This window comes from Clostridioides sp. ES-S-0049-02 (genome assembly GCF_020658465.1).
Lineage (GTDB): Bacteria > Bacillota > Clostridia > Peptostreptococcales > Peptostreptococcaceae > Clostridioides.
Genome location: NZ_JACVWG010000007.1, coordinates 77,545 through 103,043, shown reverse-complemented (window position 1 = coordinate 103,043; position 25,499 = coordinate 77,545). Strand labels below are relative to the sequence as shown.

Annotated in this window: 27 protein-coding genes; 5 read left to right on the top strand and 22 right to left on the bottom strand. The window is 27.8% G+C overall.

Features of this window, described 5'->3' with window-relative positions:
* Positions 1-225: 225 nt before the first annotated feature.
* Positions 226-1,455 carry an aminopeptidase gene (locus IC213_RS14775; RefSeq protein ID WP_227483285.1) on the top strand — a complete coding sequence of 410 codons (1,230 nt, stop codon included), beginning with the start codon at positions 226-228 and terminating at the stop codon, positions 1,453-1,455.
* A gap of 203 nt (positions 1,456-1,658) precedes the next feature.
* Here the strand turns inward: IC213_RS14775 and IC213_RS14770 are convergent, their stop codons facing one another.
* The 6 genes from IC213_RS14770 to IC213_RS14745 all read right to left on the bottom strand — a co-directional run bounded on the left by IC213_RS14770 (position 1,659) and on the right by IC213_RS14745 (position 8,177).
* The gene (locus IC213_RS14770; protein ID WP_227436415.1) at positions 1,659-4,040 is read right to left on the bottom strand and encodes a homocysteine S-methyltransferase family protein; all 2,382 of its coding nucleotides are present in this window, start codon (positions 4,038-4,040) and stop codon (positions 1,659-1,661) included.
* Positions 4,012-4,737 (bottom strand): vitamin B12 dependent-methionine synthase activation domain-containing protein, encoded by a 726-nt coding sequence (locus tag IC213_RS14765; RefSeq protein WP_227436417.1) that lies wholly within the window; start codon positions 4,735-4,737, stop codon positions 4,012-4,014. The genes IC213_RS14770 and IC213_RS14765 overlap by 29 nt, the downstream gene beginning before the upstream one ends.
* Positions 4,727-5,182, bottom strand: coding sequence for an S-ribosylhomocysteine lyase (locus IC213_RS14760; protein ID WP_227436419.1), 456 nt, complete (start codon positions 5,180-5,182; stop codon positions 4,727-4,729). The genes IC213_RS14765 and IC213_RS14760 overlap by 11 nt, the downstream gene beginning before the upstream one ends.
* Positions 5,183-5,462: 280 nt before the next feature.
* Positions 5,463-6,647 (bottom strand): ATP-binding protein, encoded by a 1,185-nt coding sequence (locus IC213_RS14755; protein WP_227436421.1) that lies wholly within the window; start codon positions 6,645-6,647, stop codon positions 5,463-5,465.
* Complete coding sequence (locus IC213_RS14750) at positions 6,637-7,329, bottom strand: response regulator transcription factor (protein WP_227436423.1); 693 nt, start codon at positions 7,327-7,329, stop codon at positions 6,637-6,639. The genes IC213_RS14755 and IC213_RS14750 overlap by 11 nt, the downstream gene beginning before the upstream one ends.
* A 131-nt stretch (positions 7,330-7,460) precedes the next feature.
* Entirely contained in the window at positions 7,461-8,177 is a 717-nt protein-coding gene (locus tag IC213_RS14745; RefSeq protein WP_227863208.1) for a M15 family metallopeptidase, read from the bottom strand.
* Positions 8,178-8,301: 124 nt separating this feature from the next.
* Between IC213_RS14745 and IC213_RS14740 the strand changes: the two genes are divergently transcribed.
* Positions 8,302-9,042, top strand: a complete 741-nt coding sequence (locus IC213_RS14740; RefSeq protein WP_227483290.1) for a tRNA 2-thiocytidine biosynthesis TtcA family protein — start codon at positions 8,302-8,304, stop codon at positions 9,040-9,042.
* Between the two features lie 292 nt (positions 9,043-9,334).
* On the opposite strand, the gene IC213_RS14735 is transcribed toward IC213_RS14740, so the two are convergent.
* The 5 genes from IC213_RS14735 to IC213_RS14715 all read right to left on the bottom strand — a co-directional run bounded on the left by IC213_RS14735 (position 9,335) and on the right by IC213_RS14715 (position 13,525).
* Positions 9,335-10,090, bottom strand: a complete 756-nt coding sequence (locus tag IC213_RS14735; RefSeq protein WP_227855744.1) for a metallophosphoesterase — start codon at positions 10,088-10,090, stop codon at positions 9,335-9,337.
* A 121-nt stretch (positions 10,091-10,211) separates the two neighbouring features.
* Positions 10,212-11,150: an SDR family oxidoreductase gene (locus IC213_RS14730; protein WP_227436429.1), complete on the bottom strand. Its 939-nt coding sequence runs from the start codon at positions 11,148-11,150 to the stop codon at positions 10,212-10,214.
* A gap of 102 nt (positions 11,151-11,252) precedes the next feature.
* On the bottom strand, positions 11,253-11,903 hold the full coding sequence (locus IC213_RS14725; protein ID WP_227436430.1) for an HAD family hydrolase: 651 nt from the start codon (positions 11,901-11,903) through the stop codon (positions 11,253-11,255).
* A 150-nt stretch (positions 11,904-12,053) separates the two neighbouring features.
* Positions 12,054-12,242, bottom strand: a complete 189-nt coding sequence (locus IC213_RS14720; RefSeq protein WP_227436432.1) for a ferredoxin — start codon at positions 12,240-12,242, stop codon at positions 12,054-12,056.
* 98 nt (positions 12,243-12,340) lie between these two features.
* Complete coding sequence (locus tag IC213_RS14715; protein WP_227825060.1) at positions 12,341-13,525, bottom strand: amidohydrolase family protein; 1,185 nt, start codon at positions 13,523-13,525, stop codon at positions 12,341-12,343.
* Positions 13,526-13,568: 43 nt separating this feature from the next.
* Here IC213_RS14715 and IC213_RS21355 point away from each other — a divergent pair, with 43 nt between their 5' ends.
* Complete coding sequence (locus IC213_RS21355) at positions 13,569-13,676, top strand: hypothetical protein (protein WP_227436595.1); 108 nt, start codon at positions 13,569-13,571, stop codon at positions 13,674-13,676.
* Here IC213_RS21355 and IC213_RS14705 read toward each other — a convergent pair.
* The 5 genes from IC213_RS14705 to IC213_RS14685 form a co-directional block, all read right to left on the bottom strand.
* Positions 13,668-14,585 carry a SufB/SufD family protein gene (locus IC213_RS14705; RefSeq protein ID WP_227436436.1) on the bottom strand — a complete coding sequence of 306 codons (918 nt, stop codon included), beginning with the start codon at positions 14,583-14,585 and terminating at the stop codon, positions 13,668-13,670. The two genes, IC213_RS21355 and IC213_RS14705, sit on opposite strands and share 9 nt — an antisense overlap.
* 21 nt (positions 14,586-14,606) lie before the next feature.
* Positions 14,607-15,335 (bottom strand): ATP-binding cassette domain-containing protein, encoded by a 729-nt coding sequence (locus IC213_RS14700; protein WP_227436438.1) that lies wholly within the window; start codon positions 15,333-15,335, stop codon positions 14,607-14,609.
* A 194-nt stretch (positions 15,336-15,529) separates the two neighbouring features.
* Complete coding sequence (locus IC213_RS14695) at positions 15,530-15,730, bottom strand: hypothetical protein (protein ID WP_003420681.1); 201 nt, start codon at positions 15,728-15,730, stop codon at positions 15,530-15,532.
* Positions 15,731-15,854: 124 nt separating this feature from the next.
* A complete protein-coding gene (locus IC213_RS14690) occupies positions 15,855-16,235 on the bottom strand; it encodes a VOC family protein (protein ID WP_227436439.1) in 381 nt (126 codons plus the stop codon).
* A 272-nt stretch (positions 16,236-16,507) separates the two neighbouring features.
* Positions 16,508-17,866: an MATE family efflux transporter gene (locus IC213_RS14685; RefSeq protein ID WP_227863207.1), complete on the bottom strand. Its 1,359-nt coding sequence runs from the start codon at positions 17,864-17,866 to the stop codon at positions 16,508-16,510.
* Positions 17,867-18,377: 511 nt separating this feature from the next.
* On the opposite strand from IC213_RS14685, the gene IC213_RS14680 reads away from it, so the two are divergent.
* Positions 18,378-18,830: a staygreen family protein gene (locus tag IC213_RS14680; protein WP_227436443.1), complete on the top strand. Its 453-nt coding sequence runs from the start codon at positions 18,378-18,380 to the stop codon at positions 18,828-18,830.
* Between the two features lie 159 nt (positions 18,831-18,989).
* Here IC213_RS14680 and IC213_RS14675 read toward each other — a convergent pair whose 3' ends face one another.
* The 6 genes from IC213_RS14675 to IC213_RS14650 all read right to left on the bottom strand — a co-directional run bounded on the left by IC213_RS14675 (position 18,990) and on the right by IC213_RS14650 (position 24,916).
* Positions 18,990-19,685 carry a DUF488 family protein gene (locus IC213_RS14675; protein ID WP_413927307.1) on the bottom strand — a complete coding sequence of 232 codons (696 nt, stop codon included), beginning with the start codon at positions 19,683-19,685 and terminating at the stop codon, positions 18,990-18,992.
* On the bottom strand, positions 19,655-20,260 hold the full coding sequence (locus tag IC213_RS14670; protein WP_227436447.1) for a hypothetical protein: 606 nt from the start codon (positions 20,258-20,260) through the stop codon (positions 19,655-19,657). Before IC213_RS14670 ends, IC213_RS14675 begins: the two co-directional genes overlap by 31 nt.
* Positions 20,261-20,544: 284 nt before the next feature.
* Positions 20,545-21,357, bottom strand: coding sequence for a MerR family transcriptional regulator (locus IC213_RS14665; protein WP_227436449.1), 813 nt, complete (start codon positions 21,355-21,357; stop codon positions 20,545-20,547).
* 81 nt (positions 21,358-21,438) lie between these two features.
* Complete coding sequence (locus IC213_RS14660; RefSeq protein WP_227436450.1) at positions 21,439-22,851, bottom strand: potassium/proton antiporter; 1,413 nt, start codon at positions 22,849-22,851, stop codon at positions 21,439-21,441.
* Positions 22,852-23,324: 473 nt separating this feature from the next.
* The gene (locus tag IC213_RS14655; protein ID WP_227863206.1) at positions 23,325-24,233 is read right to left on the bottom strand and encodes a DUF2268 domain-containing protein; all 909 of its coding nucleotides are present in this window, start codon (positions 24,231-24,233) and stop codon (positions 23,325-23,327) included.
* A 278-nt stretch (positions 24,234-24,511) separates the two neighbouring features.
* A complete protein-coding gene (locus tag IC213_RS14650) occupies positions 24,512-24,916 on the bottom strand; it encodes a pyridoxamine 5'-phosphate oxidase family protein (protein ID WP_227436455.1) in 405 nt (134 codons plus the stop codon).
* Positions 24,917-25,148: 232 nt separating this feature from the next.
* Here IC213_RS14650 and IC213_RS14645 point away from each other — a divergent pair, with 232 nt between their 5' ends.
* Entirely contained in the window at positions 25,149-25,475 is a 327-nt protein-coding gene (locus tag IC213_RS14645; RefSeq protein ID WP_227436457.1) for a winged helix-turn-helix transcriptional regulator, read from the top strand.
* Positions 25,476-25,499: the final 24 nt, after the last annotated feature.

Genomic DNA, 25,499 nt, shown 5'->3' with positions numbered 1-25,499 from the left:
TATAGCCTTTCACTAAAAAAGTATTTTTATTTCTACTTTAATACTATTATCAACAAAAAATAACGTCTTAGTTACAATTATATATCTAAACAATCTATTTTAATTAGAATACATATTTTTTATTTCTCAGTCTATTAAGTATAAATATTTTAAATATGACCCAAAATCTAAGTAATGATATAATATTTATAAGTTATTTAATGTTAAAAATACAGGAGGATAGATATGGATTTCAATAAAAATTTAGAAAAATATGCTGAGTTAGCAATTAAGGTCGGAGTTAACATACAGCCAGGTCAAACTTTACTTATAAAATCACCAATCGAATGTGCTGATTTTGCAAGAAATGCACTGAGGGAAGCATATAAATGTGGAGCTAAAAATGTATATATAGAATGGTCTGATGAAGAAAGTACTCTCATTAAATATTTATATGCTCCAAACGAAGCATTTCATGAGTTTCCAAAATGGACAGCAGATCAATATGTAGATATAGCTAAAGAAGGTGGAGCATTTTTATCAGTATATGCTCAAAACCCTGATTTATTAAAAGATGTTGACCCTGAGAAAGTTGCTAACTTTCAAAAAGCTTCTGGAAAGGCTTTAAAAGAGTGGCGTTCTTATACGCTAACAGATAAATGTAAATGGAGCATAGTTTCTGTACCAACAAAAGATTGGGCAAAAAAAGTATTTCCAAGTTTATCAGAAGATGAAGCAATAGATAAATTATGGGATGCCATATTTAAGTGTTCAAGAGTTGATGGACAAGACCCTATAAAAGCATGGAAAGAACATAATGAAAATCTAAAGTCTAAAATGGATTTTTTAAATGAAAGTAATTTTAAAACTTTAAAGTATAAATCTTCAAAAACTGATTTAACTTTAGATTTACCAAAAGGTCATATTTGGTTAAGTGGAGCATCTAAAGACCCTAACGGAGTAAGTTTTAATCCTAACATTCCAACTGAAGAGATTTTTGGAATGCCACACAAGTTTAAAGTCAATGGAACTGTATACAGTACTAAACCCCTTGTTTATGGAGGAAATATAATTGATAATTTCTCTTTGACTTTCAAAGATGGTAAAATAGTAGATTTCTCTGCTGAAAAGGGACTAGAAACATTAAAGAAACTTATTGAAACAGATGAGGGTTCTCATTATCTAGGAGAGGTTGCTCTTGTTCCATATAACTCTCCAATATCTGATACAAATATTATTTTTTATAATACTTTATATGATGAAAATGCTTCTTGCCACTTTGCAATTGGTTCTGCATATAAGACTTGCTTAGATGGTGGAAATGATTTGAAAGATGAAGAATTAGATGAGTATGGAGTAAATGATAGTCTAACACATGTTGACTTTATGGTTGGTTCTTCAGATATGGATATTGTCGGAGAAACTCATGATGGAAAACATATACAGATTTTTAAAGATGGCAATTGGGCTTTTTAAGTGTTGTTATACTAAAAAGGGCTGACGGAAGTTATACCAGACTTCCCAGCCCTTTTTAATGTTGATGATAAATATTTTTTTATATTAATTAATCTCATTATTATAGATTAATTCCTATTATTTTGGACATAAGTTTCTAAAACTTATATTTATATTATATATAAAATATCCTATTTAGTAAAACCTTTATTTCGATTTACATGCTAAAAATTTAGCTTTGCTATCTCAACAGCAGATTTTGCATCCTTTGAATAATAGTCAGCTCCCATTTCCTCAGCATATTCTTCTGTCAAAACAGCACCACCTACAAATACTTTTGCATTTATTTCATTATCTCTTAATGCTTGAATTGTATCTTTCATACTTTGAACAGTTGTAGTCATAAGTGCACTTAACCCTACTAACTTTATATCTCTTTTTTTAGCAACCTCTACTACTTCCTCAATTGGAACATCTTTTCCTAAGTCTATAACTTCATATCCATAATTCTCTAGCATTATTTTTACTATATTTTTTCCAATATCATGAATATCTCCTTTTACTGTAGCAACTATTATTTTTCCTTTAGATACATTATCACTACTTCTACTTATTAAGGTTTCTTTTATTGTATTTAGTGCAGTTTTCACTGTTTCTGCTGATTGAATAAGTTGTGGTAAAAAGATGTCTCCACTATCATATTTCTTTCCTACTCTATCAAGAGCTGGAATTAAAATTTTATCTAATATATAATTTTCATCCTTCTCTTTTAAAAGATTCAACGTTTCATTTTTGGCTTCTTCTTTTAATCCCCTTTCAACTAAAACATCTAGTGATAAGTCTTTATTAGCTTTAATAGTGGAATCAGACTGTTTTGAATTATTCATATTACTATATTGATTTATATAATCTACGCAGCCTTTATCTGTATTATTTAAGATTCTAAAAGAATTAATAGCCTCCATCATACTATATTCGTTTGGATTTATAATTGCTAAGTCAAGCCCTGCTCCTAAAGCTAACGTTAAAAAAGAAGCATTAAGTGCTTTTCTATTTGGAAGTCCAAATGAAATATTTGAAACACCTAGTATAGTTTTTACCCCTAATGTCTTAACCATTGTTATGGCTCTTATAGTTTCTATTGCTTCCTCTTGTTGTGCTGAAACAGTTAGTGATAAACAATCTATAAATATATCTTTTGGTTTTATTCCATAAGAAACTGCTCTATCAACTATTTTTTTTGCTATTTCAAATCTTTCCTCAGCTCTTTTAGGTATACCTTTTTCATCTAATGCAAGACCAACCACACATGCACCATACTTTTTAACTATTGGTAATATGCTTTCTAAGGACTCTTCTTTGCCGTTTACAGAGTTTACAATTGTTCTACCATTATAATATCTAAGACCTTGTTCTAAAGCCTCTACATTGGAAGAATCGACTTGTAATGGTGTATCTACTACTGCTTGAATCTCTTTTATCAACTTTGGCATTAATTTCTTTTCATTTATTTCTGGCAAACCAACATTCACGCCTAATATTTGTGCACCAGCACTTACTTGTTCCAACCCCAAATTTATTGCATAATCTAAATTTTCATTTTTTAAAGCTTCTTGTAAAGATTTTCTACCAGTTGGATTTAATCTTTCTCCGACAACTGTAGGTGATTCTACTTCCACAAATTTTGAGGGCGAACAAACTACACATTTATCAATCTTTTCGGTACTTCCCTTTTTAACAGAACTTATATTTTCAGATATTTCTTTTATAAAGCTTGGATTTGTGCCACAACACCCGCCTATTATAGTTGCTCCAGCTTCAACAAATTTTTTGACTCCCTCAAAAAATTCCTTTGCATCAACATCATAGATAGCTTCTCCATCAACTATATTTGGTAAACCTGCATTTGCTTGAACCATTACAGGTATTGAAGCTCTTGACACAATTTTTTTGACTATTGGCAAAAGCTGTTTAGGACCTAATGAACAGTTTACTCCTATTGCATCAACTCCCAGACCTTCTATTGTGGCAACCATACTTTCTGGCATACATCCAGTAAAACTTCTCCCACTCTCATCAAATGTCATAGTACAGAAAACAGGTAAGTCAGAATTCTCTTTAGCCGCTAAAACGGCTGCTTTAGCTTCATATAAATCCATCATAGTCTCTATTACTATTACATCAGCTCCAGATTTAACTCCCTGTAATACTTGTCTTTTAAATATCTCATATGCTCTGTCAAAGCTTAAAGTTCCCATAGGCTCTAACATTTCTCCTATAGGACCAATATCTAGTGCTACATATCTAGGTTTAGTGTTATCTACATTTTCTATAGCTTTTCTAGCTACTAAAATAGCATTGTCAATAACTTTTTCTACTGTATATTCACTATCTAATTTTAATTCATTACACCCAAAAGTATTTGTAAGAATTACATTTGAGCCTGCTTCTAAATATGATGTATGTATCTCTATAAGTTTTTCTGGATTTTGAAGACCAAATACTTCTGGATTTTCACCTATTTTTAACCCCTTTTGTTGAAGCATTGTTCCCATTGCACCATCAAATATTAATATATTATCCTTTAGATATTGTCTTATTTCCACAAGAATTCGCTCCTTTTCTATATGTACAATTTCTGTAGTTTTTACAATTTTCACACGATTTTTCTTTCTTTGATTTATCTATTTTCAAATTAGAAATGCCTATAATAGCTACTACTGATTTTCTTGGTATCATAATCCCATTTGATGTAATTGTGAGTCCTATTTGTTTTTGAGCATTTAAAACATTTAATATATCTATATTTTTCTCTATTGGTAAGTCCCCATATCCTGGGCTATATCGCATAGTTATAAATTTGTTTTGTTTTAAAAAAACCTTTTCTATATCATTTTGAACAATATCGCATACTTCTTCTATTGCTGTTGTTCCACATGAATCAATTATTAGTCCTCTTGTTAAGTCTGAGTAAGAGTATCTTTTTATTTCCTTTTCTACCTCTATTCCCAAAGTAGCTGCCATAATTACACATTCATCACAGTCTTTTAGAAGTTCATATATATCCTTACTTTTTAAGGTTAAATTTGTTCCCTCTAGTTCTACAATCTTATCTTTATTTATTTTGATAGGATAAATCCTAGATATATATCTAGGATTTATCTTGTTTTTGGCTATTTCTATACATTCATCAATAGTTTCTTTAAGTTCTTTATCTATTTCTTGTCCTTTATATTGTAAATACCTTAGAACCTCACTTTGATTTATGCTTATACGTTCTCTTTCAATTACATTATTCTCCATATATATTAAGAGAAAATCCTTTATCTAAAACATCTTTTGCATATTCTTTTGCTCCAAATAAAGATAAGTCTCTATAATTTCCACATTCTAAAGCTGTAGCAGCTGGCATTTTATCAGATTCAATTACTTTCTTTAATGCCTTTTCTAAGCCATCTTTAACTGTTTTAGCATCTATATCTCCCCATAATATTAAATAAAATCCTGTTCTGCACCCCATTGGAGATAAATCTATCACTCCATCTAATGTCTCTCTTAAATAAGTTGCTAATAAATGTTCTAAACCATGCATAGCAGCAGTTCCAAAGCTTTCTACATTTGGTTGTAAAAATCTCAAGTCAAATTTAGTTATTTTATCTCCTTTAACTCCATCAAGTACACTACACTTTCTCACAAAAGGAGCTTTAACTTTTGTATGATCTAATTTAAAACTTTCTACTTTTTCCATTTTTGAATCCTCCATCATCACTTAAAAATTTATTACTTTAAATCTATAAAAAAACTCCCCCTATCCACTATTGATAAGAAGAGTATATTATTTCCAATCATCTCATCGTTGTTAGCAGGACCACCTAATAAAAGGTTGGTATAGGATCGCTGAGCTAACTCTCTCCCCTAATTCTTGATAAGTATCTTATTAAACTGACTTAAATTATATATTACTTTTTTATTTTTGTAAACACTTTATGCTATAAATATTTGTGTATCTAAATCATACTTTTATCTTATTACACAGTTTCTTGTATTATTGGTAGTTGTACCTCAAATACAGTTTGATGTATATTACTTGAAACAGTAATTTCCCCACCATGTAAATTCACAATATTTTTTGTAATTGCAAGACCTAATCCAGAACCTCCATCATTGCTATTTCTTGATTTTTCAACTCTATAGAATCTATCAAATATATTTGGTAAATCTAATACTGGAATGGGTTCTCCATAATTTATAACTTTTGCAATAGCCATATTTCCTTTTTTTGCTGTTACTATATCCACATAAATTCCTTCTTTTCCATATTTCATAGCATTGGTTATAAGATTTTCAAAAGCTCTCACCAATTTATTTGGGTCAGCATTTATAATTAATTTTTCTTCATTGAAATTAACTCTACTAACCATAAATTCTTTTTTAAAATAAAATCCAAGTTGAGATACTATTTGGCTTAATAGCTCTACCAAGTTTATGTCTATTTTTTTTAATCTTATTGTATTATTTTGCATTTTTGTAAGTTCAAATAAATCATTTATAAGTATATTTAAACTTTTTGATTTCTCATATGCAATATTAACATAATACATCAACTGAACTTCATCTTTATACTTACCATCTTCTATCAATCCTAGATAACCCATTATTGAGGTTAAAGGAGTTCTTAGGTCATGTGAAACATTTGTTATTAAATCTGTCTTAGTTTGTTGAGCCTGTCTTTCTTCAACAGTTATATTTCTAAGTTGATAAACTATACTATTGATTTTATTTGCAAGTTCATCAATCTCATCAATTTTTTTATCACTTAATCCATTTGACTCATACTCAATATCTATACTTTTTTCTAAATCGCCTTCCTCCATTGAGTTTACAGCATCCATGATAATTTCTAGTTTTTTATTTTTGTTATCAGTATCTTTTAGAAAATTTACAAGTTTTTTATTTCTCTTGTATGACATTAATGAATAAATTGATAATGATGCTGTCAGAAATAAAACTGAATATAATGTGCTGTCTCCTATAACAGATCTAATATTTCTTAAACTAAGCATAAAGTAATTAATTGTAGATAAAGTAGTTCTTATATATAATATCTTTATTATATATGCACTTGTTAACATAATAATTAGGGTTATAATACAGCTTATTATAAAGTCTACTATAGGACGAAACATATAATTTAATACACTCTTATTTTTCAATTTTATATCCTACCCCCCATACAGTATGAATTATTTTTTCTCCATCTGTATACTTTTCAATTTTATCTCTTATCCTACTCATATGAACCATTACAGTATTGTTAGATTGGTAGTATTGTTCTTTCCATACTTTTTCAAATATCTCTTCTGTACTATATACTCTACCTTTATTATTTGCTAGTAAATACAAGATATCAAATTCTCTCGATGTCAAAAATATATCCTTTCCAGCTACTGTTACACTATGCTTTTCCTTATCTATTAATACCACTCCAACTTCTATGACATCTTTATTTTCTTTGTTAGTACCACTAAAATAATACGCTCTTCTAAGTAATGCTTTTACTCTCACAGTAAGTTCAAGTGGATTAAATGGCTTTGTTAGATAGTCATCTGCACCTGTCATTATTCCTTGTATCTTATCCATATCCTCTGATTTGGCACTCAACATAAGTATTGGTATATTTAAACTTACTCTAACTCTTCTACAAACTTCTATCCCATCCATCTTTGGCATCATTATATCCAATACCATCAGATGAATATTTTCTTTTTCTAAAATATCTAAAGCTTCTTGTCCATCTTTAGCCTTAATTACATTATATCCATCATTTAAAAGGTATATCTCTACAAGGTCTCTTATTTCCTTTTCATCATCCACAACAAGAATTGTATCTTTCACTTTTTCACATCCTAACTTACTTTAATATAGTTTTTACTCATCTAAAATTATACTATACTTAAAGTAGTCTAGTATCAAATTTATTTATATTACATTTAGTAATATCATACAATTTATGTTATGTTGTTTTATTATTTGTTTTGCAAATATTCTTCCAAGGTTAACCCTTTTGAATAAATTTCCTCAGCAACATCCTTACCCACATATCTAATATGCCATGGCTCATATGCTGTACCTGTTATATCTTCTTTACCTTTAGGATATCTTATTATAAATCCAAATTTATGAGCATTTTCTGCCAACCATATAGCTTCTTTTGTACTTCCAACAAACCATCTCTCTGGATTTGTCAAGTCAATACACAGTCCAGATTGATGTTCACTATGTCCAGGTTTTGCTACATATGCATCAGCTTTTTCCTGACCTTGAGAATTTACTCTTCTTGTATAAGTATCTTGTTGAGTATCATAAGACCTATATGCTGAAGACCCTAAAAACTGTATTCCTTCTTCATTAGCTTGTCTAACTAAGTCTTCTACTGCTTTTGCAGGTTCTCCTGCCATTTGTTTTTCCTCTTCAGTAGCTTCTGGAACAAATTCTATATTTACCTTAGTAATGTCTTTCGGCATATAATCTTTACTAAGTTCATTTGTCTTGTTTACCAATAATATATTATCTGCTATACTATTTGAGTGATTTTTTTTCTGAGAATCTGTTTCAACATCTTGAGATGAAGCAAATTGAGCAGTTCTAGTTGGTTCTTCATCTTTCAGAATTTTATCTTTAACTATAAACATACTTATAAATACTACTACTATAATGCCTAACATCAATTTTAATTTTTTCATGGTTGAATCGTCTCCTTCGTTATGTTTATTAACGTTAATTTTAGAGTATAAGTTTTAAGTATTTTATAAGTAAACCTTAAGTTATTCTTAAGTTTATATTTTCAAATAAAGGATGGTGCTAAAAATGTCTATGCAAAAACTTCTTAGTAAAGCCCGTAAGGCTATACAAGACTTTGATATGATACAAGAAAATGATAAAATTGCAGTTGGTCTTTCTGGTGGAAAAGATAGTTTGACATTACTTCATATACTTAAAAATTATCAAAGATTTTCTCCACAAAAGTTTGAATTAATAGCTGTAACACTAAATACTGGTGGAATTGATAACTCACCATTAAACAAATTATGTGAGGAAATAAATGTACCTTTTTATGAATTTCAAACTAATATAAAAGAAATTGTATTTGATATAAGAAAAGAAAAAAATCCTTGTGCACTATGTGCTAATTTAAGAAGAGGTGCTTTAAATGACAACGCAAAGAAACTTGGGTGCAACAAAGTAGCTCTTGGACACCATAAGGATGATGCTATTGAGACATTTTTAATGTCTATGTTTTATGAAGGAAGAGTTAATTGTTTTTCGCCAAAAACATACTTAGATAGACAAGATTTAACTGTTATAAGACCAATGATTTACATAGAAGAATATATGACTAAGAAGATTTCAAAGGAGTGTAACTATCCTATCATAGCAAACCCATGTCCTGCAAATGGCCATACTAGGAGAGAATACATAAAAAACCTTATTGCGAATTTAAATAAAGAAATGCCAGATTTTAAAAGAAATGTATTTGGAGCTTTAAATAATTCAGAAAAACTTTTTATATGGGATAAGGAAAATATAAAAAATATTTATTTAAAGTAATTTAAATATAACATTAAATCATTTTCATACATTGTATAAAAATTAATATCTTTATATAAAGAAACACAAGATTGTATTAATTATAAATACTCTCTATTTATAATTGACACAATCTTGCTATATTATAATCTTTTATATTTTTATTATTTTTTATATCTATATTTTAATAGTTATTAATATTATTATCAATTCTAATAAATGTATTAACTATAACTTAAACTTTTTATATTCTTAACTCAATTTATTCTTAAAATTTCTATCCCTCTATATTTCATAAAAACAATATTTTATACTAGATTAGAATATTAAATTCGACTATCTCTGGTACATTAAAAAATCTAAATGGCAACTTTGTACTTCCAAGACCAGAACTCACATATAGATGATTTCCCTTTATATCATAAAATCCTTTAGTGTATTTCCTTCCATATGGAGGAGTAACTAAAGCACCCTTGAAAGGCAACCTTATTTGACCACCATGACTATGTCCAGATAAAACTAAATTCATTGTATCTTTACTGAGCATATCTACCAAATCTGGTTCATGTGCTAATAATAAATTAAAACTATTATAATCAGTTTTGCTTTCCAAATCTCGTATATTTGGATTACCATTTAATATCTCATCAGCTCCAAGTATATTAATATACTTATTGTCTTCAAGTCTTATTTTCTTATTTTCATTAACTAAAAGATGAAAGTTAGAGTTTTTCATAATTTGTCTATAATACCTAGGAAGTTTATACATATAATCATGATTACCAAATACTGAAAACTTTCCTAACCTTGCATTCATACTAGATAAAATCTTTGTAATTTCATCTATATCTGGATTTTTATTAGAATAATCAATTAAATCTCCAGTAAATACTAATATATCTGGATTTAAGGCATTCACCTTATTAGCTACTTTTTTAAGTTTATTAGTCGAATAAAAACTGCCTATTTGAGTATCTGAAATCTGAACTACTTTTATAATCTCATTCTCATTTTTTACTATATCTTCTTTAATCATGTTTCCATCTTCATTTATATTATATTTTTTCACAATTAATAGACTCGGTTCTATTGCAACTGAGTATATAAAAATTAAAACAAATATCAATATAAAAAATTTTAAAAAACGCTTTATCTTTAATTTCAAAGTATCTACCTACTTATTTATTATCTTAAACTATTTGCATTACAGACTCAACTTTATCCATTTTTCTATCATGTAATTTTGGTTTATTGGCTAAGAACCATTTATATGTTGTTGTAAGGCCTTCTTTTAATAAAACATTTGGTATATAAAGACCATGTTCAATAAGCTTATTTATATCTAGATTAAAGTCTATATTTCTAAACGGGAAGTAAGTTCTCTCTCTAAACTCAACTTTTTCCATGTCTACATATTTTATAATAGGTTCCTTCCCAATAACTTCTCCACATGTATATATAAGTTCATCCCAAGATATTAACTGTGGATTTGTTACATTATACGCTTCTCTCACATGAGAATTTTTCATTACACTTTCTAACACTTTTACTAAATCCCCAATATATATAAATTGATTGCTTACTTGTTTTCCTTTAGGTACTGGTATTTTTTCGTTTTTTTCTATTTTTTCAAAGAAATAGTATTCTCTATACAAATTATTATTTTCACCATATATATAAGTTGGCCTAATAATTATATATGGTATAGAACTATTTATAACAAAATCTTCTGTTTCTTTTTTGTTAAGTCCATATTTACCCCAGTTTTCATTTTCACCTTTTTCATTATCTTCTTTTACATTTCTTCCACTATCTTTGTATACGGCTCCTGCTGACAATACTATGTATTTTTTTAAGCTATCTAAGTTCACAAAATCAATAAGATTACCAACATCCTCTTTTGTATATGCTGTCATATCATATATGTAATCGTACTGTCTTCCATTGATAATGTTTTCCATATCTTTGCGTACTTTTCTATCGCAAATTAAGTGCTCTCTAAATCCTTTATAATCTATTTCCTTTTTACCATTCGTAAGTATATCTATTTGATACCCACATTTAATTAAACGCTTAGCAAGTGCAGAACCTATGAAGTCGCTTCCACCCATGATTAAAATAGATTTCATTTCAAGTGCATCCTCCTCTTTTTTAAATGGCTTCCTTAATTATAATATCATATTTTTAAATATGCTACACCATTTTGTATTGTTTTTGTCTATAAAAGATATTTATAGCAAAATATCTTTTATAGATTTAACACTTTCGACAATATAGGTAGGATTGCTCTTACTAATTTCATCAAAAGAACCATATCCATACAATACCCCTATAGAATCTACACCTATTTTATTAGCTCCAATTATATCGTATTTTCTATCACCAATCATAATGACCTTATCTTTATCTGTTACACCACACAAATCTAACACATATTCTATAACTTCATTTTTATTTACTCTTGTACCATCAAGGTTACTACCTGCGATATATTTAAAATAACTATCTATACCAAAATATTTAAGTATGGTTTCTGCAAAAACTGTTGGTTTAGAAGTAGCTAATAATAATGTTTTCCCATTCTCATAAAGTATTTTTAAAGTCTCCTTTATGTCTTTATAGATTTTATTTTCAAATATTCCTCTGTCAGAAAAGTATTCTCTATATTTTTCAACAGCTTCTGTTGCCTTTTCATCTTCAAATTTATAATAGTCTTTGAAAGTAGAATGTAGGGGTGGCCCTATAAATTGTTCTAAGTTATCCAATTCTTCTTCTATACCAAAACTATTTAAAGAATATTGAATAGACTTTGTTATTCCTTCTTTAGGGTCTGTAAGTGTTCCATCTAGGTCAAACAGCACTATTTCATAATTTTTCTTCATATATAAGTCCTCCACTTTTTATAAAAATAATATATTATCTTTTGAGTTTATATATTTTAAAAAGCTATAGTAATAGAATCTTAATCTAATACTATAGCTTAAATAATAATCAAATCTTATATGTTGTCTTGAAACTAAATCTAAACAGTCTTATTTAACTGTTATAGCTGAAACTGGACATCCTTCTTCTGCTTCTTTACATAAATCTTGTAATTCTGCTGGTATTTCTCCTTCAATTGCAACTGAATGTCCTTCATCACTCATACTAAAAACGTCTGGACATGTTCCTATACACGCTCCACAAGCTACACATACATCTTTATCAACAAATGCTTTCATACTAAAATACCTCCCCTAAAATTATAATTATTGTTCCATTACATATTTATCCAATATATACTAATTTAAACATATTTTTCCTTTTTTTTCAATATAACTTAATTTATTACAGTGCCATCATACGAATGTCTATAAACTTCACTACTTTTCATCCATGATTTTATAGTATATTGTAAGTTCAATTTTTTATTTAGCATTAGTTCATTATTATTATAATCTGTTATAATTTCTTCACTATCATCTATTGTAAATATTGTAAAATCACCTTCTCCACCAATTTTTATCCTACCTTGACTTCCTTGCAAATTAAAAACTTTTGTTGGATATTCAGTTACTTTTTCTATACATTTTTCTAGAGGTATACCAAGTTCCATGATTTTATTTACAACATTTAAAAGAGAATAATGTATATCTTTCATATTTTTTATATGCATATCTGTACTTATTAAATCTGGCTCTAATCCTTGATTTACTGCTTTTTTAAAGACTTCAAAATCAAACTGCTCTAATCCATGGCATACATCAAATAATACACCCCTATCTTTTGCATTTAATACAGATTCTCTCAAACTGCCAGATTCATTAAATATTCCATTTGTGCTATTTCCATATACAGGCGTAACTACATCTCCCTTTCCCAAAATATTCATTACTTCATCTATATATGATGGATACTCCCCTATATATACCACTAATGGTAAATTTAATTTTTCTGCAATTTGCTTTGACTTCTTAATTATATCTATACCATCTGTACTAGATTGAAATTTACTTGCTTTTACTTTTATACCTTTTATCTTTTCCATGTTTTTTTCTACAATAGACTCAATGTTATCAAAATTTATAACATCTAAAGATGTTGATTCATTCAATATATTTAATCCCTCATTAGTTACATTTAAAAATGAATACACTTCAGTCTTACATTCATCCATATATTTTTTCTTAAAATCGTAGTAATTTACAGGACCTGCTGTACCTGCATCAAATATAACTGTTGAACCTTTTTCAATTCCAATTGAATCAGAATCCATACCTGTAGGTAATTTTCTCTTATAACAATGGGTATGAACATCTATAAATCCAGGAGAAATATACATGTTGTTAGCATTTATTATCTCAAACTCTTTGTTTATGAGTATTTTTTCTTTTCTTATCATTTCTTTAAGATTTAATCCAATATCACATATCTTTCCATGTAAAACCAAGATATCTCTTTTCTCAAATTTGATACCATCTTTTGGAGATATTATTGTGCCATTTCTTATAAGTAAGTTTTTCATTTATTCCACATCCTAATTACAGTATAATTTCTCTAATAGTTTTATCTTACATAAAGAAAATAAGTCTAAAAATAAAAAAATTTTAGACTTATTCATTATATTATACTATATTAATTATATTAAATTAAATAAAAACTTGGACTTACTTTAAAAAACAATTTAGTATTTGTTGTTCTGCTTCTTCTTCTGTAAGTCCTAATGTCATCATCTTTAAAATTTGGTCTCCTGCAATCTTTCCAATTGCTGCTTCATGTACTAAAAGAGCATCTGGATGGTTTGCAGCAATTTCAGGTATAGCACTAATTTGAGAATTTCCCATAATTATTGAGTCACATTGAACATGTGCAGAGCAAAGAGAATCCCCAATAACACAAGGATTAAATTTTTGTTTAGAGTTGTCTTGACCAACTGTACGAGAAATTACTTGAGCAGAAGAATTTTCACCTTCCAATATAACCTTCATATTAGATTCTGCAACTTGATTTCCATGAGTTAACAACTTTTCAAATACAACTATCTTTGCTCCTTTACCTAAAGTGGCATCCATTTCTCTTTTAGTTGAATCAACGCCTTTAATCTGAATTGTTTCCATTTCACAATATGAATCTTCACCCATATTAACAATCGTAACTGGATTTAAAATTCTTTTTCCTTCTCCATCACCTTCGCCATAATGTTTTTCCACATATTTTAGACGAGCTCCTTTATGTAAGAAGAATCTATGTATTCCATTGTGTTCACTGTCATCATTACCACAATTATGTATACCACAACCAGCAATTATAACAACATCTGCATTTTCTCCAATTTCAAAATCATTATAAACCATGTCTTGTACACCAGCTTCTGTTACTATTACTGGTATATGAACATTTTCTCCTTTAGTGTTTGGTTTTACTATAATATCAATTCCAGGTTTATCAGTCTTTGGAGCTATAGTTACATTTTCAGTTGAATGTCTTTCTATACCTTGTCCATTTTTACGTATATTGTATGCTCCTAATGGAGTTCCACGAAGTTCAGCAACTTTTTCTAAAAGATTTAAGTCTATTTTGTTCATTTAATTTGCCTTCCTTTCTAATTAATTCATATCTTTCATTAATTCACAGTTTGAATTAACTTGGCACATGATTTCAGGTAATATAGCATCTTTTGTTCCATGGCTTTTTACTGAACCATCTTGTAAAACAATTATTTCATCAGCTAACTCTAGTATTCTTTCTTGGTGAGAAATTATGATTATAGTTTGGTCAGATTCCCCATGAATTTTCTTAAAACTTTCATTAAGCTTTCCAAAACTCCAAAGGTCTATACCTGCTTCAGGTTCATCAAATATAGAAACCTTTAAATCTCTAGCAAAAAGAGTTGCTATCTCGATTCTTTTCATTTCCCCTCCAGAAAGAGAGTTATCAACTTCACGATTTAAATAGTCTTTTGAGCACAATCCAACATCTGTAAGATATTGACAACACACATCAGTAGACAATGGTTTTCCATGAGCAAGAGTAAGCAGGTTTTCAACTGTCATACCTTTTATTCTTGGTGGTTGTTGAAATGCATATCCTATTCCTTTTTTTGCTCTTTCTGTGATGCTAAGATTAGTTATATCTTCTCCATCTAAAAGTATTTGACCGCTAGTGACTTTTTCAATTCCCATAATAAGCTTAGCAATTGTGGATTTTCCTCCACCATTTGGTCCTGTGATAACAATAAGTTTGCCTTTTTCAAATGAAAGGCTAACATCATTTATTATTCCTAGCTCCTCATTGTTAGACTCAACATTAAAGGAAAGATTTTTTATTTCAAGCATAATACCCCTCTTTTCTGTAAAATATTACATTTATATCCATTCTTTTATTATATCAGTACTTTTTATATCTCAGCAACTCTAAGGGATAAAATATATATTAAATATAAAACAAAGTTATGAAAAAATAAAAAAGATGAGTTTTCATAACTCATCTTTAAAAATCAGTATTATTTAATTATATATGTATCTAAAAATTAACCTTCTATATACTCTAATATTATTTTTTGATTATCTTTTAACATGATTTCTTCTTTTTTAGATTCAATCCCATTCTTTTTTATTTTTACTTCAGCTACAAAAGCGTCATTACCTTCAACCATTTCTAATAATTCATACGCTTTTTTACGTCCTATTTTAGTTGCTATATCTTTTAGTACTGCCATTTTCTTAAACATTTTATCACCTCTACTCAAATTTTACAATTGATTTTTAATTATATAATTATCGTTTAATACTAAATTATAATAATTATTGTATCTAATTATATCAGATATTGAGTAAATTTAACACTTTACAAAATTATTTATCTTCTCTGACTAAGTAAGAATTTCCATCTTGGTCTTTAAAAGAAAACATTCTTCCATAAGGCATCTCCATTAATTCCCCTACTTCAACTTTATTCTTTGCTATCTGTTCATAAGTTCCATGAATATCTCTTGTACTTAAAATTATTGATGGATGCAATAAATTTACATCTTGATTTTGCTTCATCATCAGATTTTTATCATACAATACAAATGTTGTAAATTCATTTTTACTTGGTGCTACTTCCACCCATTTCATATCTGGACCCATTTCTTTTTCATAAGTTACCACAAAATTTAATTTTTCTGTCCAAAACAATTTTGCATCCTCTTGATTATTTACATAGAGAGTTATTTTTCCTATTTTATTTATCATAAAAATACCCACCTTTATTATTAAATAAATATCTAATATTTTTTATATTTAATAATATACCCATATATATTATTAAATATAGATATATATTTCTAATATTTGTCGCCAAATTATGTAATTCTCTACAGTATATAATTTATAGTGTCCATATAATTATATACTTAATTTACATATTTTAATTTTTCTATATATCATACTTATAATTATGATATTCTCTAAATAAAAAATCACTTTTAAATAGAATTTACTATCTAAAAGTGATTTTATATATTCTATGCAACTTTGTGTTTTAGCCACTTCGTTCCTCTTAATCTCAAACAATATAATGTTCCTCTAACAAGCCAATCTGTATACATACCTATCCAAATTCCTAGCACTCCAAATTCTAATACAACCCCTAATACGTAACCTGTAAAAATTCTAAAAATCCACATTCCTATTACGGCTGTCATCATTGTATATCTAGTATCTCCAGCACCTTTCAGCCCTGCTGATAATACAAAGGATATAGGCCATATTACCATAGCTAAACAATCACTTCGAATCAATTGTGTTGATACATCAATTACATTCGAGTTTTGAGTATACATGCTTGAAATCCATGGTGCAATTGGTATAAATATAGCACCTACTGCAAATAAGCAAACCGTTGCAAATTTAGTTAGATACAATAAAGTACTCTTAGCCCCTTTGATGTCTCCCCGTCCTATATATTGACCCACCAAAGTCGTAGCAGACAAGGCCAATGCATTTCCAATTACATTTATAATAGATGCAATTGACATTCCTATTGCATTTGATGCAATCGCTGATGTTCCCATAGTAACTATAAATATTTGAACAATCAATTTACCTGCATTAAAAAGTAATTGTTCAACCCCTGCTGGTATACCTATATTGAATATAGATTTTTGAGTTTCAACATCAATCTTAAATGGAAATATTTTACCTATAGATATAAATTCATTCCCTTTAAACAAAGCCCTTACAATAACTATACATCCGATTATTCTGGCTATGGCAATAGACATAGCTGCTCCTGTTATGCCATAAGAAGGTGTCTGTAAATTTATTCCTAAAGTATTTAAATCAACACCATATATAAGTATATATCCTAATGTTACATTTACTATATTCATAAACATAGTCACATACATAGGTTTCTTTACATCTCCACAACCCCTTAGAATACCATTTGCTATCTGCTGTGTTGCAATAAATGGATAGGTGAATAATGTAAACTCTATGTATAGTTTTGCATTTGATTTTACCAATTCTTCTGCTGAACCATAAAACAAATTGATTACACCTGTTCTAAAAATCCACATTAATACTGTTATTGTAAATGATAATATTACACCAGATATTAATGCTTGCTTGATAGTTTCATTTACTTTTTCATTATCTCTTTTCCCTATTTGTTGAGCTACAACAACAGTAGCACCAACAGATAGCGCAGCAAATACAGATATAAATATATTGTTGATTGAATCAACTATTCCAACTGCAGATACAGCCTCTTCCCCAATATGACCTGCCATCATTGTATTAAATACCCCTAAAAGCATAACAAATGTCTGCTCTATCATTATAGGAATTGCTAATCTTATAACATTCTTCCTTATAAACATTCCTTTTCCTCTTTTCCCTCTTTATATAAATTTAATTTTTAATTAGTTTATCAAACTATGAATTGATATCATAAGGTTTAGAATTGTATTTTCAACGTTATAATATACTGTATTCAAATAATATAAATCTTGTTTAATATCATTTGAACACAGTATATCTTTATAATTATCTTATGTTTATTATTCTTTATGGATACTAGATTTAAAATATTTATGAGTTAAATTAACCAGTTAATATAGCTGGACATCAAACGCAATCACTGTATTTCGATAATATTGTACCACTATTGTACAATAATAACAATTTCATAATATTATCACATATAAGTCCTGTAATAACAATTTGACACTATTACCAACCTGTACCTATTAGTGTAGAATATCTTATTAGGCTTGTTAATTCACTTTGTATCCTAATTCTAATCATTTATAAAATCTTATAAGATATCTGTAACAAAATCACATCAATTTAAATATTGTATCTTATAGACTATTTTTAGGATGTGATACTTTGGTTAATTTGAATGCGAATAATTTAAATGTAAATATGGTTTACCCTATTTCTGCCACAGCACCTATACGTTTCAGAAGATATACTGTTTCATACTTAGAAAACATGGAAAATATTTATTTAACTATAGCAACATACTTTGATACACTTGGTTTAGGTACAGTAAGTATTGACAAAGTTTATGGTCAATGGGCTTGGTTCGTTGATGATATATATGACTTAAATCTATTTGTTTTTGTAGGAAACTATCCTTATCAAATTGCTAAAAGTAGATATGATACATTTGTTGATATTTTACCAGTGGCTATTACTTCTATTGTCAATGGAGACAGAGTGTTTTTAACTTCGAATCCTTGTTTATTAAACTCAAAAATTACAGTTAGATTTATATCTAGCCATCCTACTCTTAATAGAACAGTTGATTATGGTAATATTAGAGATTTTATTTTTTAACAGTACAACATGATGTGCTATTTAAAACAACGTAACCTTTTAGATAATGATATTAATTTAACATAAAAACCTTAGCTAGTACATCATGTTTAACTGTTACAAATTTATAATAATTTTTCTTATCAAATGGTGTTTAAGTTTTTGGGTAGTTCATATATTTTACTTACCTATTTTTTCTGTTCTATATCCTATTTCTTTATTAGCTAATCTATAGCCTTCTTGTATCATATCTTCTCTTGTTAATGCATTTCCTAATAAATTATCAATACTCAGTTGTTTTCTATCACTAAAATACTTATCTAATAATGACTCTTCTATATCTTCTTGAGATGCTAAATGTCCTTCATGCATTATATATTTTACATTGAAACCTTCTTTATTTAATATTTTTCCTAGTAAAATACTTCTATGACACCTTATAGGCTCTTGCATTGCACCTAATAAAACTATTTTATAACCAATTTGACATCCCTTTTTTAATCTTTCGATTCCTTTTAAAAATACTTCTTCCTTTATTACCTCTTCAAAATCTGCATAACCTTCTTTTGTATATACATCTTTATTAGTTCTTTTTGCCCCAAATTCCTTGCCCATGTATATATATACAAATCCAGCCTTTCTCAGGGATTCATTGAATGCCTCCCTATTATACTGAATATTATATTTAGAATATGGTGTTTCTCTAATGTCAACTACACAGTTTATATTATATTTTTTTATCATATTAATAAGCTTATCAAATGGATAATTTGAATGACCTATTGCAAATATTTCCATACAATCACCTACTATTCTTAAAATTACTATTTTATACAATTGATAATCTATCTTACATACAAGCCCTCTACATTGCAAATATACTTAACTATATCTATACTTCCATTTAACCCTATATATACATTGCTAAATAATCCATTTATTTCTAATCCTATTCCCAAATCCAACATATATATAGAGAGATAAACTCTTTCTCTTAGTGCCAACTTCATAAGAGCATCAATTATATAGTAATTATACCCTATTTCTTTAAAATCAAATAAGGTATCGCTTAATTGTTCTAGATATGTACTCTCCTTTTTACTTAGTACTCTTTTTATATGTTTTTTATTTTCACTTACAAAATATTCACTTACAATTATTATTTCTTTACTGTAACTCATTATAATTAATAGTGCTCTTAAAAACTTATTTTCCTGTATAAAATACTTATCCTTTACTTTATCTAAATCCCAAAATACATCAAGGATACTATGTGGAGATTCCTTATCCATCGTTTTAGGAAAACTATCTATTTTAAAATACCTTTCATTTAGTATTATCTTGTCAGTTCTATCTAAATCTATATATGGTAAATCTTCATTTTCATAATCAATATAAAATCCATTAAATACTTGTTTTACTTTATCAGTTAATACTTTATATTTTTCCACTTTATCACCTCAACGAAAATATACAACTTTATAAATAAAATATCAATATATTTTATTTATAAAGTTGTATATTTTCATATCTTATCATTAATTAATTAAAATTAAACAATTAATTGTATTTCTTATGTTAGACCAGTTTTTCTAAGCTTAGTTGTATAAAACTCTATTTTAAATTGCATATTTAAATACATAAAAATCTAGTAAAATATATTAAATATAAAAATAAGGTCTATCTTTTTATTTAGACAGACCTTACTTAATTACTTATATATTATTTTAATTTATTATAAAATATGTTTCACGGGTATCTGAATTTCTGTTAACCAATCTTCTTCATTTTCTTTATTCCATATACCATCTATATAAGATTCCCTAAAATGCCCTATTACTTCATATTTATTATCTTGTATCCATTTAAATGCATCTGCATAAGTTTTTCCTAATGTTGAATATGGTCCATTATGCAATATACAAACTGCATTTTCAACTTCGTCTATTTCTTTAAATTTTAATAAATCTGTGTCTTCTTTTAGGTCATTTATCGCCTGACACATCTCAACATCCATATCTGTTTCTCTATATTCACCATCATGATATATATTAAAACAATAGTCTGGAACCATACATGTACACCCTGATTTCATCATTTCTCCAGCCATTACATTTGGAAACAAATTGAAAAGCTCATCATAATTCTTTAATACTTTTCTCATAGAAGCAATTTTAACTTTTGGTAGAGACTTAATAATTACATTATTCATATCGACTTCTCCTTTTAAGTTTTTAAGGTAATTACGTAGTTTAATAAGCTTATATTCTTCATTCCTCATTACATCTAATATCTCTTTTTCTTTGTTTATTAAAATCCTTTCCACTTCTTCAGGCTTTTCTATTATTTCTTTTATTTCAACTAGTGATATGCCCATTTGTTTTAAGGTGATTATTTGATGCAATTTTGGCAATTGTTCTGTTGTATAGTATCTGTATTTTGTAAATTCGTCTACGTATTCTGGCTCTAACAGCCCTATATCTTCATAATACCTTAATGTCTTTGTAGTTATTTTATTTATTTTAGAAAACATTCCTATAGAAAACATCTCATCACCTGCGCATTAGATTTGATTAATTTAAGTTTAAACCTTACCCTTAGGTCAAAGTCAATATTAAATAAATTATAATTATATTAATTCTTCAATTTTGTCTCCACTTAATACTAAAATATCCCCTCTTTTTATAACAGTTGACCCTTTAGGTACTAAAACCTGCTCTTTTCGTTTTATCATAACTATTAATATCTCTTCTGGTATATTAGAATCCATTATACTCTTGTTAACCCACTTATTATCATCATCTATATTTACTTCTATAAGTTTAGAACTAATTTCACCATCATAGTCATTAAATGTTTTTAATACAGGTGTATTATCATCAACTAAGTCTAACTTCCTTGCTACAGTTGGTATCAACGTACCTTGTAGTCCTACTGAAAGTAACGCTATGAAAAATATTATATGAAATATATCATTCTCTATGACTACTCCTTGAGTAACTGCATAAATTGCAAAAACTACTGATGCAGCACCTCTAAGACCTACCCATGATATAAACAATTTTTCTCTGTTTGAAAATTTAAATTTTGCTAGAGTTATAAATGTGGCTAATGGCCTTGCAATAATTATCATAAATACAGATATGGCCATTGCTATACCAAATACACTTGGTAGTTTTGAAGGGAAGGATAACAATCCTAACATAAAGAATAACATTATTTGCATAATCCATGAAATTCCATCAAAGAAATGAACTAGACTCCTTTTATGAGGTATCTTACTATTGCCTATAATAATACCTGAAATATATACACTTAAATATCCATTTCCCCCAACATATTCACTAAGTGCATAAGAAAGTAACGCAATAGCTGTAATAAATATAGTATAAAATCCTTCTATCTCAAAATTTGAATTTCTCAAAATATAAACAGATAATTTTGCCAATATAAATCCTATTGCCAACCCAAAAGTTATTTGTTTTATTACCATTGGAATAATAAGTTCTACACCAGAATTATTCATCAATGTCAAAATAATTAATGTTAACATATATGCTATTGGGTCATTACTTCCACTTTCAACTTCTAATAATGAAGCAAGAGAACCTTTTAGGTTTAGTTTTTGAGAACGTAATACAGCAAATACAGATGCAGCATCTGTTGAAGCTGCAATTGCTCCAATTAACAAACCTTCAAATAAAGTAGTTCCTATTACCATGTAACAAAATATACCTGTAACACCTGCTGTAATTATTACACCTAATGAAGACATCAGTATAGAAGGTACTGCAACTGGTTTAGCCATATTCCAGTTTGTTCCAAATCCTCCAAAAAACATTATAAATATCAATCCAATAGAACATAATTGTTTTGTTAACTCATAGTTATCAAAATAGATTCCTACCATTCCATCAGACCCAAATAACATACCCAATAAGATAAAAATCAATAATATTGGTACTCCAAATTTATATAATACCTTACTTGAGGTTATACAAATCAATAGTACTAACCCACTTACAATCATCAATTCTGTCATAGCATCATCTCCATTTCATATAAATTTTACAGATTAAATTATATCTATAATTATACTGATTCTTTAAGTATCAATATGATATAAGTTATATTGTGCAAAGTATAATTAAAATTTAACAATCTATTAAAAGTTGATTATTATGCTCAATTTCATATATTTACTTTAATTATATTCATTTAATCTTTATAGTTTGAATTTTATTTAATTAATATTTCATTTTTCAGTCGATTATTTAGTGTATTTCATATTTTTATAGTAAGTTTACAGGTAACTATGAAATACATAATATTTAGATAAGTAATAAGAAACTAGCATGTAGTATTAGATACACTAGATATGAAATCTTCAAAATTTTATCATTGAAATATTTCTTTATATATATTATTGTATATTTTTTACAAATCATTGTCAATTTATTTTTCTCAAAAATAGAATAATTGCATAATCTTTTTTAGATTATGCAACTTATAGATTTAATCCCAAAATTCCCTTACTTCCTCTATGATTTCACTATATGGTAATAAAGTAGCCTCCACTATTGACTTGTTTGTTTTTTCTAAATAATACTTAATCATATAGTAACCACAGGCATATCCTGCACAATAAGGTAGTCCTACTGGAAAATATCCTTGCATTTTAGCTATATCATCACCATAAAGATATGATATTATATTTTGAAATCCAGTTTCTTTTAAGCCACTTTTGATTATTGGCTTTATATAGCTATTCAGTGTCTCAATGTCAGTCTTACTAACCCAAGGCCCTACCATATCATCCCCAAACATCCATGTTGCAAAGTTTTCTGCAAGACCTTCATTTATCATCATTTCTTCTAAAGTTATGTTATTACTCCAATTTATAAATTGAAATCGAATATTGTGATTACATTCATGTGCTAGTGCTGCTGGTAACCTATTAATAGTATACTCATTTGGGACTATTGATAAAAATATATATCCTGGAATTCCACCATCACCAAAATATCCATCACTTAATATTATATAAGGGTTTTTGGGATTTGCTAATAATATTGAAAATTTATACTCCTCAGTGTTCAATTTATACCCCTCTTTTATAAAAGGCTTTATGGAACTTTCAATAGTTTCTTTACACTTGTTCCAAAGTTTGTCATTGGATAGAATATCTATGTTATTTATTTGACTTTCATTAATATCTTTTGGAGACAAAACCCCCATCATATCACTTGCCATAATTACATCATATCCACCTTCTTGTTTTGCAGTGATTGGAACATTTATACACATCCATTTAAACTCAAAAGGCTTCATCAACTCATATCTGTATATATCCTCTTTCTTATTTGCAGGTGCATTCATTATTTTTTTATATATTTTATCTGAGCGTACCTCTACAATATTCATTTTTATCATCTCCTTTAAAATAAAGTATATAGAATTACGTAGCGTCAATGTCAATATATAAACTTATACAAATAAACAAGAGAATCATTTAATTTCATATAATATGACTCTCTTATCTATTTGTAATGTGATGGATTTGTATAAGATTTTTAAACATTTATTTTATTTCTTAAAATTAATTATGTTAAAATAAGGATAATATTATCATCTAACTTAAATTCTATTTTAATGTTGTTAAAATAATATTGCTAGCTCTTGATATTAATTATTTTTTTGTATTAAATACTATATTCTTTTGGTGGCTCGCCTGAAAAATCTGAGATTACAGCCTTAGCGTCCTCAAGATAAAATATTTCAAAAGTAGGATTATCTTCATTCTTATAGATTGATTTAACAAGTTCACTAGATTCAATTATTTTTTTCTTTATATCCTTATTGTCTGAGAATATGACTTTTCCACATAGTCTTATCCAAGCAAATTCAGGAGTTGATGTAGTTATTTCTACATATGGGCTTTTTTTAACTTGTTTAAATACATCTTTTTCATTACTTGTACAAAAATATAATTTTCCACATTCTTCAATCATAAATTGGAATGGGCGAACTTTTGGCTTTCCATCCGCTCCTATTGTTGCAAAATATTGAACTGGATTTTCCTTTAAAAATTTTACTACTTCATTCATTTCATCTACCCCCTAAAATAATTTATTGTATTTTTTATTTCTTTAATAATATAATAAACTCATTAGTATCTATTGTATAGTAAGCACTTTAAAGTACTATAGTTACCTAATAGAAACTATTGGCACAGTTTATTTTTTTAATACTTATATATTTAAAAGAAATTTTTATACGTATTCCCTAAAATGATATAATACTTTAAAGAAGATTATTAAAGAAAGGATGTTGTGATTTATGAAAAAAGATTTACCTGAATGTCCTGTAGAGATTACTTTACAACTCATCAGTAATCGATGGAAGGTATTAATTATACGAGAGCTATTAGATGGTACTAAAAGATTTGGTGAAATCAAAAAATCTATTGGAGATATAACTCAAAAAGTTTTAACATCAAACTTAAGGTCTATGGAAGAAAGTGACTTAGTAACTAGAAAAGTTTATCCAGAAGTTCCTCCAAAGGTAGAATATACTCTAACAGAAACTGGTTATAGTCTTGAGCCAGTTCTAAATTCAATGCATGAATGGGGAAATGATTACAGACACAAAGTTATTAACAAATAAAAATAACCGTATCTCTTCACTATG